The 17,507-nt window shown below is 44.8% G+C and carries 16 protein-coding genes and 1 other annotated feature (1 of these 17 only partly in view); of the genes, 5 read left to right on the forward strand and 11 right to left on the reverse strand.

Annotation, left to right across the window (positions count from 1 at the left end; genetic code table 11):
- Positions 1–132 (reverse strand) — a binding site (T-box leader); it reaches 75 nt to the left of the window's first position.
- 43 nt (positions 133–175) lie between these two features.
- The 5 genes from recD2 to cymR are packed head-to-tail and all read right to left on the reverse strand — an operon-like array spanning position 176 to position 6,112.
- Positions 176–2,677 carry an SF1B family DNA helicase RecD2 gene (gene recD2, locus H9659_RS00975; RefSeq protein WP_191688055.1) on the reverse strand — a complete coding sequence of 834 codons (2,502 nt, stop codon included), beginning with the start codon at positions 2,675–2,677 and terminating at the stop codon, positions 176–178.
- Positions 2,678–2,691: 14 nt separating this feature from the next.
- A complete protein-coding gene (locus H9659_RS00980) occupies positions 2,692–3,369 on the reverse strand; it encodes a tetratricopeptide repeat protein (protein ID WP_191688056.1) in 678 nt (225 codons plus the stop codon).
- A gap of 13 nt (positions 3,370–3,382) precedes the next feature.
- A complete protein-coding gene (mnmA, locus tag H9659_RS00985; RefSeq protein ID WP_225217578.1) occupies positions 3,383–4,504 on the reverse strand; it encodes a tRNA 2-thiouridine(34) synthase MnmA in 1,122 nt (373 codons plus the stop codon).
- 22 nt (positions 4,505–4,526) lie between these two features.
- Positions 4,527–5,675, reverse strand: a complete 1,149-nt coding sequence (locus H9659_RS00990) for a cysteine desulfurase family protein (protein ID WP_191688057.1) — start codon at positions 5,673–5,675, stop codon at positions 4,527–4,529.
- A 14-nt stretch (positions 5,676–5,689) separates the two neighbouring features.
- Entirely contained in the window at positions 5,690–6,112 is a 423-nt protein-coding gene (gene cymR, locus H9659_RS00995; protein ID WP_191688058.1) for a cysteine metabolism transcriptional regulator CymR, read from the reverse strand.
- Between the two features lie 136 nt (positions 6,113–6,248).
- Between cymR and H9659_RS01000 the strand changes: the two genes are divergently transcribed.
- Together H9659_RS01000 and H9659_RS01005 are read left to right on the forward strand one after the other, a co-directional pair.
- Positions 6,249–7,535, forward strand: coding sequence for a replication-associated recombination protein A (locus tag H9659_RS01000; protein ID WP_191688059.1), 1,287 nt, complete (start codon positions 6,249–6,251; stop codon positions 7,533–7,535).
- Positions 7,536–7,562: 27 nt separating this feature from the next.
- Entirely contained in the window at positions 7,563–8,099 is a 537-nt protein-coding gene (locus tag H9659_RS01005; protein WP_191688060.1) for a transcription repressor NadR, read from the forward strand.
- Positions 8,100–8,116: 17 nt separating this feature from the next.
- Here H9659_RS01005 and H9659_RS01010 read toward each other — a convergent pair whose 3' ends face one another.
- On the reverse strand, positions 8,117–8,758 hold the full coding sequence (locus H9659_RS01010; protein WP_191688507.1) for an HD domain-containing protein: 642 nt from the start codon (positions 8,756–8,758) through the stop codon (positions 8,117–8,119).
- A gap of 128 nt (positions 8,759–8,886) precedes the next feature.
- Here H9659_RS01010 and H9659_RS01015 point away from each other — a divergent pair, with 128 nt between their 5' ends.
- The gene (locus tag H9659_RS01015) at positions 8,887–9,099 is read left to right on the forward strand and encodes a cold-shock protein (protein WP_191688061.1); all 213 of its coding nucleotides are present in this window, start codon (positions 8,887–8,889) and stop codon (positions 9,097–9,099) included.
- 35 nt (positions 9,100–9,134) lie between these two features.
- Here H9659_RS01015 and H9659_RS01020 read toward each other — a convergent pair whose 3' ends face one another.
- A complete protein-coding gene (locus tag H9659_RS01020; RefSeq protein ID WP_191688062.1) occupies positions 9,135–9,323 on the reverse strand; it encodes a zinc-finger domain-containing protein in 189 nt (62 codons plus the stop codon).
- Positions 9,324–9,401: 78 nt separating this feature from the next.
- Between H9659_RS01020 and H9659_RS01025 the strand changes: the two genes are divergently transcribed.
- Positions 9,402–9,791, forward strand: coding sequence for a ribonuclease HI family protein (locus H9659_RS01025; RefSeq protein WP_191688063.1), 390 nt, complete (start codon positions 9,402–9,404; stop codon positions 9,789–9,791).
- 2 nt (positions 9,792–9,793) lie between these two features.
- Here the strand turns inward: H9659_RS01025 and H9659_RS01030 are convergent, their stop codons facing one another.
- The 3 genes from H9659_RS01030 to H9659_RS01040 are packed head-to-tail and all read right to left on the reverse strand — an operon-like array spanning position 9,794 to position 14,829.
- Positions 9,794–10,387, reverse strand: a complete 594-nt coding sequence (locus H9659_RS01030; RefSeq protein ID WP_191688064.1) for a metallophosphoesterase family protein — start codon at positions 10,385–10,387, stop codon at positions 9,794–9,796.
- On the reverse strand, positions 10,384–11,226 hold the full coding sequence (locus H9659_RS01035; protein ID WP_191688065.1) for a sulfurtransferase: 843 nt from the start codon (positions 11,224–11,226) through the stop codon (positions 10,384–10,386). The genes H9659_RS01030 and H9659_RS01035 overlap by 4 nt, the downstream gene beginning before the upstream one ends.
- Positions 11,227–14,829, reverse strand: a complete 3,603-nt coding sequence (locus H9659_RS01040; protein WP_191688508.1) for a dynamin family protein — start codon at positions 14,827–14,829, stop codon at positions 11,227–11,229. It abuts the gene before it with no gap.
- 160 nt (positions 14,830–14,989) lie between these two features.
- Here H9659_RS01040 and H9659_RS01045 point away from each other — a divergent pair, with 160 nt between their 5' ends.
- The gene (locus H9659_RS01045) at positions 14,990–15,445 is read left to right on the forward strand and encodes a chemotaxis protein CheX (RefSeq protein WP_191688066.1); all 456 of its coding nucleotides are present in this window, start codon (positions 14,990–14,992) and stop codon (positions 15,443–15,445) included.
- 98 nt (positions 15,446–15,543) lie between these two features.
- Here the strand turns inward: H9659_RS01045 and H9659_RS01050 are convergent, their stop codons facing one another.
- The gene (locus H9659_RS01050) at positions 15,544–17,451 is read right to left on the reverse strand and encodes an ATP-dependent DNA helicase (protein WP_191688067.1); all 1,908 of its coding nucleotides are present in this window, start codon (positions 17,449–17,451) and stop codon (positions 15,544–15,546) included.
- Between the last annotated feature and the right edge of the window lie 56 nt (positions 17,452–17,507).

Raw genomic sequence — 17,507 nt, forward strand, 5'->3', positions numbered from 1 at the left:
ACGCGGCAGACGGCGGGGTTCACCCGCACTCCGGAGCAGCTTTCAGCAGTCATCGTGTGAGCTTCCTTTCAGCCTGGGGAAGCTTCTCTTTCCACACTCCATCATGCATACTTTCTCCATCAATGTGTTTGATATTCAAGCTATAATTGGATTATAAGGAAGTCGGAAAGTGTTGTCAATCCACACTCAGCAAAAAGTCATAGGGACTCTCACCATTCATTCCTACCATCGGGTCGATGTCCAAGATCGTTTCAATGGATAGGACATACGGCAATTCCACAGAAGGTTGAACAACCCCCTCAGCTAGGGCAGTAGGTTCAATTGACTCCGCTTCAGCATCCGGTGTATCAGTTAATTCTCCCGCGAGTGAAACAGGCGTCTCCTCTTTAGTGAGCTCGTTTGCCCCAGGCTCCGGACTTTCACCGCGAAGACGTTCTTTTAAAGTAGTCTGCCGTTCGCGTTCGTCCATCCGTGCTATGCCTTCTTCAAATTCGTTAGGACTGCCACATAGAATGAGAAAGTTTTTCGCTCGGGTGATCCCTGTGTAGAGTAGATTGCGCCGCAGCATTTTCCGATGGCTTCGGACAACAGGCATGATGACTGTAGGAAATTCGCTGCCTTGAGACTTATGGATGGAGCAGCAATAGGCGAGTGTCAGCTGATTCAAATCCGACCTTTCATACGTCACTTCAATCCCGTCAAATGATACGACCATCAAATCTTTCTTTTCTATCGTTTCCTTGGCTTTCAGGATTGAAATCACTTCACCCATATCACCATTGAACACATTACTTTCAGGCTGGTTGACGAGTTGCAGCACACGGTCACCAATTCGGTACACGACATCCCCGAACGTCACTTCCTTGCGTCCTGCAGAAGCTGGGTTCACCATTTCCTGAATCATGGTATTCAGCGCATCAATGCCGGCAGGGCCCTTGTACATCGGGGCTAACACTTGAATATCTTTAATGGCTTGACCTTTCGCTAACGCATTTTTCACAATTTGACTAACTGCAGTCGTGACTTGGTCCGCATCTGTACGAATGAATGAACGATCAGAAGTTTTTATCGCTAAATCACCAAGCGGTTCGGATTTTTTGATAGCGTGTGCCAATTCTATTATTGTAGATCCAGCACTCTGCCGGTAAATTTCAGTCAGCTCAACGACAGGAACCGTCCCTGACTCTAAAAAGTCTCGCAGCACTTGTCCAGGACCCACAGAAGGGAGCTGGTCCTGATCTCCGACAAATAATACCTGAGCGTCATCATCGATCGCTTTCAGAAGCTGATGGGCAAGCCATGTATCAAGCATGGACGCCTCATCGATAATCACAAGTCTGGCTTTGATTTCCCGCTCGGTTTCTTCCTCTTTTTCTTGCCCCGTAAAGCCGAGAAGCCGATGGATCGTCATTGCGGGTAATCCAGTGGATTCGGAGAGCCTTTTGGCAGCACGTCCTGTGGGAGCTGCCAAAATGATTGGAAACGGCTCATCTTTTTTCGCATATTCTTTAGGATCGAGCGTCAGCCCATGCAACTCCGCGTATACTTCAACAAGGCCTCTTACAACTGTAGTTTTACCGGTTCCAGGCCCCCCCGTTAAAATCATGGCAGGTGAATTGAGTGCTTGTTCAATCGCAGCAATTTGCGTTTCCGCATAGTTGACTTCCAGCCGTTCCTCCGTATCCCCGATTGCTTTTCTCATTTCTGAGGATGGAAACGTGTTTTTCCGATCCTGATTCAGAATCCGCTCCATTTTCGAAGCGATTCCGAGCTCTGAGAAATACAGGGAAGGCAAATAGAGTTTACGCTGTTCTGCACTCAATCTGCTTTCCTCCACCAGTTCAATAATAGCAGTGGAAATCAACTTGTAAGGGATTTCCTCAGGTTGACTGGATTCCAACAGCCGTTTGACTTCCGGCAACACTTGAACGGCCTCCAAGTATACATGGCCACTCGAGAGGATACCGGTATTGATCGTATGCAGGATTGCAGCCTGGATGCGTGATGTATGAGTACCCGTGATCCCTAGCTGCCTGCCAAGTTCGTCCGCTCGCTGGAATCCGACCCCTTCCACATCTTCAATAAGACGATAAGGGTTCTCAGTCAACTTTTCGATCGTCTCTTCCCTGTAGGTTTGATAAATCCGCATCGCAATTTGTGGCCCGAACCCCCACTCGTTCAATTTGACAATGGTCCGTTCCAGACCGAGATTATCGCGGAGGACGGAAACGAGCGTCTCTTTCTTTTCAGAGTTAAGACGAGGGATGTCATCCAAGACATCCTCGTTTTCCATAATCTTAAGAATCGCTTCAGGACCAAGATGATTGATAATCGTTTCAGCAGTTTTTCTTCCAATCCCCGGAAAGAGGTCCCCTGAAAGGTAGTGAATCAACCCCGTTTCAGTAGCAGGCAATTCTTTTTGAAACGTTTTCACGTCAAATTGCTGGCCATACGTTGTGTGGTTTATGAGCCTTCCAGTAAACCGGTACTCTTCCTCTTCGGACAGTTTCGGAAAGTTCCCTTTGACTACAATTTCTTTTCCTTCAAACGAACAATTTGTTTTTCTCACTTTCAATTTAGCAATCGTAAACAAGCTATCCGTGTTATGGAAAATCGTCACGACCGCTCTGCCAATTAAAAAAGGTTCTTCTTGAACTGCTGAATCGGTTTTTTCCATAGTCTCGCGTCACCTCACTTGTCAGCGGATTCGTTTTGTTCCCCCATCTGAATCATGTCGTAGATATACCTTGCCTGGACATGTTCCGGATCGATCGTGTACGCGCGTTCTAAATGATGGAGCGCCTGCTCTTTGTCTTCAGTGGAAACTGCATATAAGAACCCTAAGTTGAAGTGAGCATCAGAGTTCTCCGGCTCCACTTCCAAGATTGCTTTGAATTGGTCTTCAGCTAGCTCATAGACCCCTTCGTTCGCAAGTATGATCCCGTAAGATAGCCGGATTTCAAGATCTTCTGGAGCGAGTTCAAGTGCCCGTTGAAGATAAGGAAGTGCTAACCGCCCTTTTTCTGCGCGTTCCAAGCTTTTACCTAGCATGAAATAAGCATCCGCTTCTTGGACACCATATGAAATCGCTTTTTCATAGAGTGTTGTTGCTTCATCGTAACGATCTTGGTTAAAATACAAATTGGCAAGTCCATAATAGGCTGTTCCCATTTCGCCATCCAAAGTGAGGGCTTTCTGGAAAAACGGTTCTGCCTTTTCTATGTCGCCAATGGATGCAAACACATTCCCGACATTTACATAACCGACCGGATCGTCAGGTGCTTCTTCTGCCGCTTTGATGAATTCTTCAACCGCTTTTTCAAAGTTCCCTGCTTGCAATGCTTCAATCGCTTGTTCATTGTGTCCCATTTTCAGTTCTCCCTTATCCGACATAGTCGAGTGTTTTTCCATTTTTGATGACTGTATCGATAGTTCCTCCGCCAAGACATTCATCTCCATCGTAAAAAACGACAGCTTGGCCAGGTGTAATCGCACGTACTGGAGTGTCAAACACAACTTCAGCAGTTGCCGGTCCTGTCATTTTTACGGTGACACCCGTATCCGCTTGACGGTATCTGAATTTAGCCGTGCATTTGAACTCTGCAGGTAATGTCCGCGAAGTCGTGAAACTCACTTCAGTCGCCGTTAAACTATCCGAGTAGAGCGCATCGTGGTGGAATCCTTGGCCGACCAATAATGAATTCGTTTTAAGGTCTTTCCCGATAACGAACCAAGGCTCTCCTGAACCACCGATTCCAAGGCCATGACGCTGTCCGATTGTATAATACATCAACCCATCATGACGACCTTGTTTCTCACCCGTCATCGTCTTCATATCACCTTGTTGTGCCGGTAAGTAATTGGAAAGGAACTCCTTGAAGTTCCGTTCTCCTATGAAACAGATTCCAGTAGAGTCTTTCTTCTTGGCTGTCGAAAGACCTGCCTCTTCCGCAATTTCACGAACCCGGCTCTTTTCCATATCCCCGATAGGGAACATGACTTTCGACAGTTGTTCCTGATTCAGCTGGTTCAGGAAATACGTCTGGTCCTTATTCGTATCAACACCACGCAGCATAGCAACGCCATCTTCCGTTTCAGCTATCCGTGCATAGTGACCCGTTGCCAGAAAGTCTGCCCCAAGATTCATCGCATGCTCTAAAAATGCTTTGAATTTGATTTCTTTGTTACACATGACATCCGGATTCGGCGTTCTACCCGCTTTGTACTCATCCAAAAAGTACGTAAATACTTTGTCCCAATATTGCTGTTCAAAATTCACTGCATAATAAGGGATTCCTATCTGATTACATACACTGATAACATCTTCGTAATCCTCAGTAGCTGTGCAGACACCGAACTCATCCGTGTCGTCCCAGTTCTTCATAAAGATTCCTATAACTTCATAGCCTTCTTGCTTCAGCAAATAGGCAGCAACAGATGAGTCAACGCCGCCGGACATTCCAACGACGACTCTTGTATCTTTTTTCGCTTTGTCGATTCTCATTATAATTCATTCCTTTTAGGTGTTATTTCACAGTACGTTTGACGATGGATGCGATCCGTTCTGCCGATTGTTGTACATCCTCTTCCGTTAAGCCGTATCCGAAACTGATACGGACGGAACTTCTGAGCCGCGGTGCTTTTTCGCCGAACATGGCAAGTAAGACATGAGAAGGATCCAAGGAGCCTGCTGTACAAGCGGATCCGCTCGAAACGGATACGCCATCCAAATCTAAATTGACGAGCAGAGATTCAATATCCGTTCCCGGAAAGTAAACATTGAAAATATGTGGAAGTACAGGGATCCCCTCCTCAACAGTCGGTTCATATACTAGTTCGGACTGCTGAAACACTTCTCTCATAATCGTTTGAAACGATGTAAAGCGTACTGAATTTTCAAGTTGTTCAGCAGTTGAAAGTTGAATAGCTTTTGCGAATGCAACGATTGCAGCCACGTTTTCAGTTCCCGCTCTGCGTTTTCGTTCCTGTGAACCACCATGCATGATTGGAAAAAGGTCAACCCCTTTACGTTGATAAAGGAATCCTACCCCTTTTGGTCCGTTTACTTTGTGGGAAGAAACAGAGAGCAGATCAACATGTAACTCATTGACATTGATCGGAAGGACTCCATAAGCTTGGACTGCATCTGTATGGAAAAGCGTTTGATGATCTTTCAACAGCCGGCCAATGTCTTCGATTGGCTGAATTGTCCCCACTTCGTTATTGCCATACATGATGGTAACAAGGATCGTATCCTCGCGCAGGGCTTCCGCTACTTGTTGAACGGTCACCTGCCCGTTACGATTTACCGGCAAATAGGTCACGTCAAATCCGCTTTTTTCAAGAGCTTCACACGTGGTCAATACTGCATGGTGCTCAATCGCTGTAGTGATGATATGTTTCCCAAGATGCTGTCTGCTCTTAGCTGTCCCCGTGACCGCCAAGTTATCGGCTTCTGTCCCGCCTGATGTGAAAACGAGTTCACTCGGTTCAGCGTGAATCGAGCGAGCTAGCAGTTGCCGTGCATCATCTACTTGTTTTCTAGCCGCTCTTCCATGACTGTGGACACTGGAAGGATTTCCAGGAACCATTTGCATCGTTTCCATATATACCTCTGCGACTTCAGGTCGTATAGGCGTTGTCGCTGCGTGATCTAAATAGATAGGTGTTTTCATACGGTTAAACTCCTTTAAATATAAAACATATAGCCATCAGATTGAGGTTGGTTCCGTTCGGATTGGATTAAATCCTCTATAGTTGTTGTGTCAAGCACTTCCCGTACAGCTTCACTGATTTTCAACCAAAGTGATTGTTGTGGGATATCGGTTTCTTCAAGTCCTTCTACAAGCTGGATAGGACCTTCGAGAAGACGGATGACATCTCCTGCTGTCATTTCACATGGTTCTTTGGACAATTTGTACCCGCCGTACGCACCTCGTATACTCTTCACTAGCCCGCCATTCCGAAGCAGCGGAATAAGCTGTTCCAAATAGGCTTCTGACAGCGTCTGTTCTTCTGCGATTTTCCTTAACGGCACTGGGCCTTCTCCGTAACGTTTGCCAAGTTCGACAATTATAGTTAATCCGTATCTTCCTTTTGTTGATATTCTCATAAGACATCGTCCTTTTTTTGAAATTGCTTCAGATAGTATATCATATTCGAACACCCGGCTTCCTTGAAATGACTTCACGCGACCGCACATGTATACTTATTACAACAGAACACTTTTGAATGGAAGCAGGGATACCATGCATAACGAACCTCTAGCATTTAGAATGCGGCCGCATACGATTGACGAAATTGCGGGACAGCAGCACGTCATCGGCCAAGAAACAGCGCTTTATCGGATGGTCAAAAATGGCCACGTGCCTTCGATGTTACTTTATGGAGAGCCGGGTATTGGCAAAACTTCTCTTGCCTATGCCATCGCCGGATCTACAAATCTGACATTCATCCCATTAAATGCAACGACATCGGGAAAAAAAGATATTGAACGAGTTGTGGACGAAGCACGGATCACAGGTAAAGTCATCCTGTTTTTAGATGAAATCCATCGTTTCAACAAACTTCAGCAAGATACTCTCTTGCCACACGTGGAAAACGGTTCTGTCGTGCTGATCGGCGCAACAACTGAAAATCCTTTCCATGATGTCAATCCAGCCATCCGTTCCAGATGCGGAGAAATCCTGCAGCTGAAGCGGCTCGAAAAAGCTGATTTAATCGTCTTGCTGAATCGGGCACTTACCGATGAAACCCGGGGTCTCGGGAAACAGCAAATTGAAATCTCGGATGAGCAGATCGCATCAATTGCTGAAGGAGTGAACGGGGATGCCCGTAAAGCACTGACACTGCTCGAATCGCTTATTTCCGCATCCGACGAAGAAGATGGAAAAGTCATGATCGAAGATTGGCTAATCGAGAATTTGATTGGCCGAATCGGGGTATTTGGCGATAAAAACGGTTCTCATCATTATAATCTTCTATCCGCACTGCAAAAATCGGTCAGAGGCAGCGATACGGACGCCGCACTTTATTACTTAGCGCACTTACTCGAAATTGGAGACTTGGTTGCTGTTAATCGGAGGCTGCTTGTGATGGCGTATGAAGATGTCGGTCTTGCTGCACCCGAAGTCGGTCCTCATGTAGCTGCCGCAACGGATGCTGCAATCCGATTAGGGATGCCTGAAGCAAGGATTCCACTTGCAAATGCCGTCATCGAAATGTGTCTCGCTTCCAAATCCAACTCAGCATACAAAGCACTCGATGCCGCTACAGCAGCGATTCACCAAGGAAAAACCGGCGACATTCCAATGCACTTACGAGACACACATTATGCTGGCGCTGAAAAGTTAGGACACGGAGGTTACATTTACCCGCACGATCATCCAATCGGATCTTTCGGTGGTTGGGTAAACCAATCCTATTTACCCGACTCCATTGCAAACCAACAATTTTACTCGCCAGTTCTCGCAGGTGAAGAGAAAAAATCAGCCGCTATTTACGAACGGTTAAAAGAGTTCAGAAAGAAGAAATGAACGATTGGAAAAGGAGATGACAGATCCATGTCTACAAACCGGACAGCAAGCGAGGCCCGCAGAGTACAGATTCTTGAGCTGCTAAAACAAGCTGACACACCAATGACTGGAAAAGAAATCGGCGAGCGAACAGGCGTCAGCAGACAAATAGTGGTTGGAGATATCAATTTGTTAAAAGCAGTCGATGAGCCGATTGTTGCGACAAGCAGAGGATATTTGTACATGCACGAACAAACTGGAGATGGGCAAATCGAAAGAATTGTGGTCTGCCAGCATTCTCCAAAACAAACCGAAGAAGAACTGACAATTTTTGTGGATCACGGTGTAACCGTTAAAGACGTCCGGGTGGAACACCCTGTATATGGAGATTTGACAGCCTCCATCATGGTAGCGAATCGCATGGAAGTGAAAGAATTCCTTGAAAAGATCACAGCAGCCAATGCCGTCTACCTCTCTGCTCTATCAGAAGACCATACACACTTACATACTGTGATGGCGGATAATGTGAAACAGCTCGATCACGCATTTGAAGCATTACGTAAAGCAGGCATCCTCGTTGAGTGATGCCTGCTTTTTCGCTTTCATTGAGGAGATAACGATTGTCCTGTTTCAATCTCCATTTGCCGAATAAATTGTTTCATGAATTGATGGCGAACTTCGGCGAGTTGTTTTCCCCGTTCTGTTATCATGAGATCCTTTAACAAAAACAATTTTTCATGGAAATGAGTAACGGAAGCCGTTTTTTTCGCCCGATAGTCATGTTCTGACATCCCCGAACGTATACTCTCTGTTGGGTCATATAATTTACGGCCTTTTGCACCACCATAAGCAAAAGTGCGCGCAATCCCGATAGCTCCTATCGCATCCAATCGATCCGCATCCCGGACGACGGCACCTTCAAGAGAATTAATTTCTTTTGAATTGCCTCCGCTAAAAGATACCGATTCAATTGCAGCTAAAACGTATTCCGCGACATCTTGTGGTACAGCTAACTCTTTTAAAATTGCAGCTGCAGAAGCATCAGTGACTTCTGCATACTTTGGATCATCCACATCATGGAGATAGACAGCTAACTCCACCACAGTCCGATTTACGCCGTCCATCCCTTCCATAATTTCATGTGCGTTTTGCAAAACACGCAGAATATGGTCAAAATCATGACTAGCATCAAATTTTTCGTATATTTCTCTCGTAACTATCGCACACTGTTCACTATATGTCATTTTCATAGTCACTCCTTTTGTAGTTCCCAAAAATCTGATAGTGCGTTTGACCTTCATAATTGGTTGGGTTATAGTAAACTTAACCATGGTTCAAGTGGGAAGACATCCAACGCCGAGGAGGAATAATTATGTACCACGGTAAAGTCAAATGGTTCAGTAATGAAAAAGGATATGGTTTCATTGAAGCCGATGACGGACAAGATGTTTTCGTCCATTTCACAGGCATCACAGCAGATGGTTTCAAAACACTGGATGAGGGACAGGAAGTCTCTTTTGAAATAGTAGAAGGTAACCGTGGTCCTCAAGCGGCAAATGTGTCTACAACTAATCACTCGTCATAAATTGTAAAGATCCCTCTGATTCAATCAGTGGGATCTTATTTCATTAATTTATTCATTTCAGACCCGAGAAAGCGAAGTTGGTCGCCCACAGTGCATTCACGTATACAAAACTTGTGCGCTTCTGTCTTGCCGCGCTCTTCTGTCAAATGCTTTTTCACTAGACATCCTTCACAATACATATCGAGTAGTTCGTCAATTTCAGAAATAACAGTAGTTTTTTTCATAAGTCCCTCCCATCAGACCTTATGCTAATTGTAAGTTTTCTGGCGCGAGGATGCAACTATACAGGAGGCCCAATTACCATGATTGAATTATATACGGATGGTGCAAGTGCAGGTAATCCTGGGAAAAGCGGGATTGGTATTTACATTACCGGAGAAGGACACTCACTTAAGATATCGGAGCCGATTCCACCGTGTGATAATCATACAGCGGAATTTTTAGCACTTATTAGAGGTCTGGAAGAAGCTGCACAGCTGACGTCTGGTATCCTTTCTGTCCGGAGCGATTCACAACTCGTAGTTCAGGCGGTGGAAAAAGAATTCGTGAAGAACGACTTATATAAACCTCATTTAAAAAAAGCACTCGAGCTCACAAGGAACTTCGAGTACTTTTTTATAAAATGGATTGCAGATGATACGAATCGGGCAGCTGATGCACTTGCTCGCCAAGCGATTCATAAGCAGCAGTGAGTCTATTCCTGTTGCACTTTCATAAACGTCATTGTTCGTTCCTTGTCATCATATAACACCCATTCTTTGTTATCGACTATGGAACCTACATTTACTGTCACAGCCTTCTGAGGAAGCTCAATCAGCTTGAAAAATTGTATCTTCTGTTCTTCACCTTCTACAGCCCAAGATGATTTGTGTGTATGACCGTGCACTACTAAGGATTCGCCTTTCGTTACGTGTTCTGGCGGCAGCTCATTGTATGGCCATTGATGACCGTGAATGAGCAATGCTTCTCCTACGCGCATCCGTTCCGGTAATTGAGTAATCTTCTGTAATAACGGTTCAGCTGAACGGGAAATGAGTTGAATCCTCTCTTCCTGATTTCCTCTGATGGAGGGGAAGTCTAGAAGTTGTTCAAACCCAACTGGATTGAGCATGACCTCGCTAAGAAGCGGATAGGTCGTGCCATCCAGTTTTTTCTTCCCGATTGTGCATTCGAACAAATCGCCCAGTCCCACGATTTTTGCTTCTGGCGCGACCGTCTCAATTTGCTCTAGTACCATTTTCAATTCGTTTAAAGAAGAATGGATGTCACTGATAAACGCCACCTTCACAGCAAATCATCCTTTTTATAAGCTCCTGTTTCAATTGGCAAATCCCCGTCTGCAATCCAATCACTATAGCTTCCTGCATAGAGTCGGACATAGGAATACCCTTTTTCAGTCAGCATGGCGTAAAGGGGGGCAGCAGTCACGCCACTTCCGCAATAGACGGTGATCGGTTGTTGTGGGTCAGCCATCTTAACTAAGCCGCGAACCCCCTCACCCGATGTTTCAAAACGTCCATTCTCAGTGAGTTGTGCCCAGTCGAAATTCCGGGCTCCAGGTATGTGACCCGCTATTGCATCGAGAGGCTCATGCTCCCCGCGATAACGAGCTGCTGCTCTTGCATCCAAAAGAATGTCCTGTTTTGTTTCAATCAGGTTCTTGACATCTTCTTTTGACGCCAAAATGGAGGGATTCCACTCTGGCACTACTAATGAGCGTTCAGGATGTACCGTATTCGAATCTGATGGAAAGCCGAGGTTTACAAGCTCTTCAAACCCTTCGAGGGAGATCGATACATTTTTGAATCCACCGAACTGCAATATCCACCAAGCACGGGCTGCGAATGGTTCCCCGCCATTGTCATAAATGATGATTTCATCATCCAAATGGAGACCGCTTTTCCGGTATAACTCAGTTAATGTTTCTTGATCAGGCAGCGGGTGCCGTCCGCCGCTTTTTTGCATATCCGATAAATCTTTCTCAAGATCCCAATGGATTGCATTTACTATATGGCTTTCACTATAGAGATGGGACCCGGCTTCCGGATCCGTCAAAGAGAAGCGGGCGTCAATCCATTTATACGGTTCGTCTCTATTTTGTTCCGTCAAAGATTTGAATACGTTCACTTATATCAGCTCCTTCTGTTGGATACGTTCGTAGATCATCCGCCACTCTGACAGTTGCTCATGACTTTCCAGCAGACTTCGTTCTGCATCCAATTGAGCTAACGTTTCCTGTAATAAGTGATCGGTCAAGGCTGCTGCAGAATCGTCAATCCATTGGTTCGTCCATTCTCCTAATCGCTGTTGCTCTTGCTCTAAATAAGTTGCAGCATCTTTCTTCAGCAGTTCTGTCAGTTGCTCTTGAAGGGCGTTCCTATCCCCTTTTTCAAAGAAAGATTTCGCATTTTTGAAGTGTCGATTTACTGCACTGTAGCGTTCCACTTGTTGGAATGGAGCAGCGAATTTCAGCATTTCAGCATCCTTTGAATCGAACGGGGAAGGCGACAGCGCACTATCCATTTCAGCTAGCCAACGTTGTTCAGTCCGTTGACGTGCGTCCACTTGTTTCTTCATGAACGTCAGCATGCGTAAATTGGTCACTTTCAGTTCCTGAGCAAAATCGAAGCCAGTCATCCCTACCGTTTCTTCAAGAGCTAGACGAAGTGCTTCTGAAGCCTGATGGCGTACAAATAACGATGGGGTATAGCCTTCCTTGAAAAAATCAGGGAATCTAAGGAACACACGTTGATGGATATAGTAAATGAGTTCCTTCAACTCTTCTTGTACGGACTTTTTCAGAACCGGTGCAAAACTCTCGCTAAAATGTTCTGTTACACGGTGTTCAAAGACAGCAAGTTCTTCTAATCGTTCTGCTTTCCTCTCTCGGTTCTTCTCAGTCCGATCAATGAGATCAGCTAGACGCGCAATCATTTTCGAAGTCTCTTCATCCAATGCTTGAACGGCTAATGCATTGAGATCATTTTCTAAAAACGAATAAAAACGTGTTTCGAAGTCATCCATTTTCAATTCTGTTTGACCTTGTTGCTTCGCTTCCAGTGCTTGCAAGCTGGAGATTCCATGGACTCGCGGATTCCGGATCCCGAATTTCACAAGTTCCTCAGCTACAAACCCTTTGACTTCCTGTGCTTCTTCTTCATTCGCAGCCAAGTCGATTGCGTTGACGACAAAGAACATCTTGTCCATTTCGAAAGCATCTTTCACACGACCGAGCTGGATTAGAAACTCGCGATCCGCACGTGAAAATGCATGGTTATAATAGGTGATGAACAAAATAGCATCCGCATTTTTAATGTATTCAAACGCAACGTCCGTATGTCTTGCATTTATCGAATCAGCACCTGGAGTATCTACTAATGTAATCCCTTGACGCGTCAATTCACAATCATAATATAAGTCGATCGACTCAACAAAACAACTCCGGTCTTCTTCAGCAACAAATCGGACGAATTCCTCACGCTCGGCGGTCAACACGGTGCCAAGGAGATTCCGGTATGCTGGATAGCCTGCTTGAAATGCACGTATGAACGATTTATGGATATGAAGTGATTCTTCAACTAGCTCGAGCTTCAACGCTTCTTCTGAACGCTCAAAAGCTTCCTCAAGTGATGAAATGGATAAGCCAAGCATTGCAAATGCATCCGCAGTATCTTGAGCCAGCTGCTCAGGCGCCTTAAAGTGAATATCCGCTGTTCCATCAGCATGTATATCGGAAGTCGGTCGGATCCGATTAATGGCTGCTGTTGTGGGATTTGGAGAAACAGGCAGTACCGCTTCGCCAAGCAACGCATTGGAAAATGATGATTTCCCTGCACTGAACGCTCCAAACAATGCAACTGTAAACTCTTGCTGTTCCAGCCTTTTGGACTTGGATTGCAAGTATAAGGAAAGGTCTTTGAAACCAGGTATTCGAATCACTTCGTCGGCCACGTGTTGCGCGCGCTTGAGGACGATTTCATGATCCCCCTTGAACATTTCCTCGCCTTGTTCCTGTACGGAGTGATCCTGCTTAGTGTGCTCCTCGGTGACTTCAGTTTCTTGCTGTTGCTGCAAATCGAGGATTTCAGGCTCGGATTGGGCTTTCCATTCGTCTTTTAACTGTTGCAATGAAGCGAGTTCCTCTTTCGACCATTCGTGCTGCTGACCGGACTCAAACAGGTGAAGGTGTGCAGTTCGTGATTGGACGAGATGGATGGAATCCAGTTTCAATTCTGCATCGTCGAGTTGTTCTTGAAGTTTGACTGAAGCAAACTTCCCTTCCTGTTTTGCTATCTCTGAAAGACGGATTTTCCAGTCATCTGTTTTTCGCTTATATAGGTTCAGCACCGCTTCACGCATTTGGCTTGCGGCATTCAAGATCAGCTCGCCAGTCAGAATGTCAGGCGTCGTAATCGTGGCAGCAATCTCGTTAAACCGGAATGCCAGGTCCAGTTCATCGATTTCCATTGATCGTTCATCGGTTAACAAGCCTGCTTGTTTCAGTACGTTTTTCATCAGAGAACGAAGATGGATTTCGATTTGAGCATGGGCTAACTTCTCTAACGACTCACTAAGTGCTTGAAGTCTACGTTCACGTTCTTCTTCTGTTTTTTTGGTACTGAAGAAAAGACCTACTTTAAAATGACTTGTTTTGGACTCTAAATATTCCTTCAGCAACTCTCGTGTTTCATAAGGCGTCAGCGAAGCACTCTGTAATAGTTCTTTTCGCTCTTTCTCGAAGTGGAGATGGAATGCATCGCCATGCAAGAGGGACAGTCGCATCCGAAGTTCTTCAGTTTCTTCTTCAAGCTCTTGTGGATTAGACCATTCTTCCTCCGCTATCTCCTTACGCGCATCCATCGTTTCTTTAATCTCATCTTTTAAAAATCCGATATGCTCTTCAGTTAATTGGGAGAGTGCATTTTGCGCATTCCTTTCAAAATTCTCATCACGGTGCTCCATTGATCTATTGACAATTTCTTTCACCGCATCAAAATCATTCCCTTCTAAATCACGCTGCTTGAGCGACGTGAAAAAGATCCCTTTCGGCTCGACGCCCCAAAGAGAAAAAGAGTGTCTGACAGATTCCTTGAATTCATCGAAAGATAGCTCATTGGATCGGTGTTTGTCAATTTGGTTGACAATTAAATAGACATTCGGATTGTAACGCATCAGTTCTTTAGTGAACCGGAAATTCAATTCGGATTGTACGTGATTATAGTCCATTGTATAGAAAACTGCATCTGCTAAATGCAGAGCGGATTCTGTGGAAAGTCTGTGTGCATCATCTGTAGAGTCGACACCAGGTGTGTCCATCACCGAAATACCTAAAGGAAGATTGGATGCAGTATGACCAATTTCCAATGAGGCAATGGATGCCCCTTCTTTGCTCATCTTTTTTACAGCTTGTGAGAATCCTTCTCCGATGACTTTCACTGACGTTCCATCTTGCCGATGCACAATTGCGTAGTCTTCGACATCCTTATGTATTTTAACGATATTTGCACTTGTCGGAATTGGACTGGATGGCAACAGATCCTCTCCTGTCAGCGCATTGATCATCGATGATTTACCTGCTGAAAAATGGCCCGCAAAGGCAATAGTATAGTCATTCTTTACCAGTTTCTTTGCAAGCATTGCAGCCTTTTGATAACGTTCCTGATCGCCGTCTTCTTTACAAAGCAGACCAAGTATTGCGGTTTCGTCTAAAAAATCTTTATGTTGAGTCATAAACACTTCGATCCCTTCTGCTAGAGCTATGTCTATCATACCATTATATCTTGTTCGCACTCTATTCATATATTCTACGTTTTAATTATAAAAATACTCTATACAATTCGAAAGACGGATGGTATCATTGGACTATTATTAATCGACGAGGGGTGTCTAAATGACTGATTCAAAAATGATTCAACACATATTAAATAGTACCATTCAATCTCTAACCACAGTTATCCCTATTCAATTCGACGTTCTTCCCCCATCTCTTATCACCCAGCCGTATGAACAAAAAGAACTAAGCGTTCTGATTGCGTTGCTTGGGGATGTTCGTGGAAGACTGATTATCGATACTAACGAATCGACAATTTCACAAGTTGGTGAGGCAATGTTCGGAATGACGATTGAAGGCGAAATGATCGAGTCGTTTACTGGTGAACTCGGAAATATGGTCGCTGGAAATCTGTGTACCTTGCTTGAAAAGGATGAACTGACTCTTGATATTTCTCCACCAACCGTTTTAACTGGGGAAACGAAGTTCTATGGTTTCCAGCAAGCATTTAAATTACCCCTAAGTTTCAACAACGCTCCACCTTCTTATGTATTGTTAACGATCGATGAAGCTTGAGCGGACGAAAACAGTAACAATGTCGGATAATCCTGATAAAGCAAAAAGCAGCAAGACAAATGCCTTGCTGCTTTTTGCTTTGCTTATTTGCGTAGCATTCACGATTTCACTTTTGGAGCAACGGGAAAAATCGATTCGAATGTAGGTACTAGTTCAGATTCTTCAGGGTTCAACAAAATATGAACGGAACCTGAATCGGTTGCAGTCCGGATAAGCCTGCCAACACCTTGGCGTAAACGGAGTAACATATACGGTAAGTCCACTTCTTCAAATGGAGCTGCTGCGTGACTTCGCTTCGCATTGAATAATGGATCAGCAGGTGGTAAAGGTAAATCATAAATGACCACTCTTGTTAACGCATCATGAGGAATATCCAATCCTTCCCATAGATGATACGAACAGAATGCAGACCATTTTTTCGCTTGGAATTCTTTAACGATGGATGAAAGTTCACGATCTCCTTCAAACGCAGCGTATGCAAGTTGTCCTTCAGACAATTGCGACCGGAAATTCTCCATGGACTGTTTGGACTTAAAGAGCACCAGTGTCTGTTCCCCGTCATTTAATAATTCGATGAGACGGTTCTTTTTTCCCTCTTCAGATAAGGATTCGATGGTAAGATCCATGACTTCATCATAGTCATAAGGTGATTCGATTGAAAACGAAATCGAGTGTTCAATCCCTAAGTTATTCGCTAAAAACGAAAAATCATTTTGCACTGACAATGTGGCAGACGAGAAAATAATGGGTAGTTTCTCTGAAAACAATCGCTCTTGTAAAACATCAGTCACAAGTCGAGGCATGATAACGAGGGTCAATTCCCCTTCCCGATCTTCCGCCCAATCGACAGCTTCTGCATTATCCGAAAACAACTCTAACGAGAATATATATTGTTCAAGATATTCTTCTACCATTCTCAAGTCATACTCTGGTATTACATAGAGCTCGCTATCAAAGACAAACTCTTCGAGTAAAGCATTTGAAAGACGAACTGCTTCACGTGCTGTGTTCACAAGTTCGGTGGTTTTTGAAATCGCAAGACGTTCCTCTCCATCTTCTTCGGCACATTCAGATAGGTAGTCGAAGAACAATTCATGGCACTCCATCAGTTGTTCCATCAGCTGAAGCGTCTGCTCACGAACCCCATCCGTCATGACACGCTCCAGAAGTCCGAGCAGCGTGCTATCTTGCACTTCGTAAGTTAGGGCTCGCTGTGCGGCGTATTCTAGTAAATGGCCTTCGTCAAAAACAGCCATTGAAACTTCGGGTAATAATGGCAGCTGCCCCTGTCGTTTCCTGGACTCCTTCGTCCAAAGGTGCTCCATGAAGAAATCATGTGAACAGATGATCAGATCCGATGCTTGGCGATATTCGCTGCGGTGTATCGTCTGCCCGCATCGGTTACGTAAGTCGCAGCCGCCACATTGCTGAATCGGATGGTAATTGATCGTCTCCCATTCCCCATCACTCAAGTCTGGGTAGGAAGACCGTTCTCCATATGGGTATACTTCAGACAAAGAAGCCGGCCCGTAAACGAAATCCGGAAGACTGTCTTCTACGTTCTCTGCATATTCTTCACCGACCCGGTTCATTTCTTCCAAGCGCTTCAGGCAAAGATATTGGTTACGAGATTTTGCAAGGCGTACATCGATTGTAAGCTCCAGTGCTTCACCGAGTTTACGGATATCGCCTTCTTCTTTCACAAGTTGATCGATCAATGTTTCATCAGCACAGGAGATCAACGCTGGTTTCCCCGTGTAGCGAGCATATGCGATCGCAGGAAGGAGATAAGCGATCGTTTTTCCGGTTCCGACTCCAGCCTCAGCAAACAGGACTTCTTTTTCGCGAAGAGCTTGTTCGATTTGGAAAGACATGTAGATTTGTTCATCCCTGCAGTCGAATCCTTTTTCGGTGAGCTCATCATATAAAGTATCCCCGATCCACTCATTGAGTGATTCGTAGAATGTTTTGTCGCGAGTAAGTGCAAATGGTAACTTTCCAGTCATAGTGAACCCCTTTCTATTCCATAAGAAAAGAGAGGAAAATCCTCTCTTTTCAATTT

The sequence above is a fragment of the Sporosarcina gallistercoris genome (assembly GCF_014836415.1).
Classification (GTDB): domain Bacteria; phylum Bacillota; class Bacilli; order Bacillales_A; family Planococcaceae; genus Sporosarcina; species Sporosarcina gallistercoris.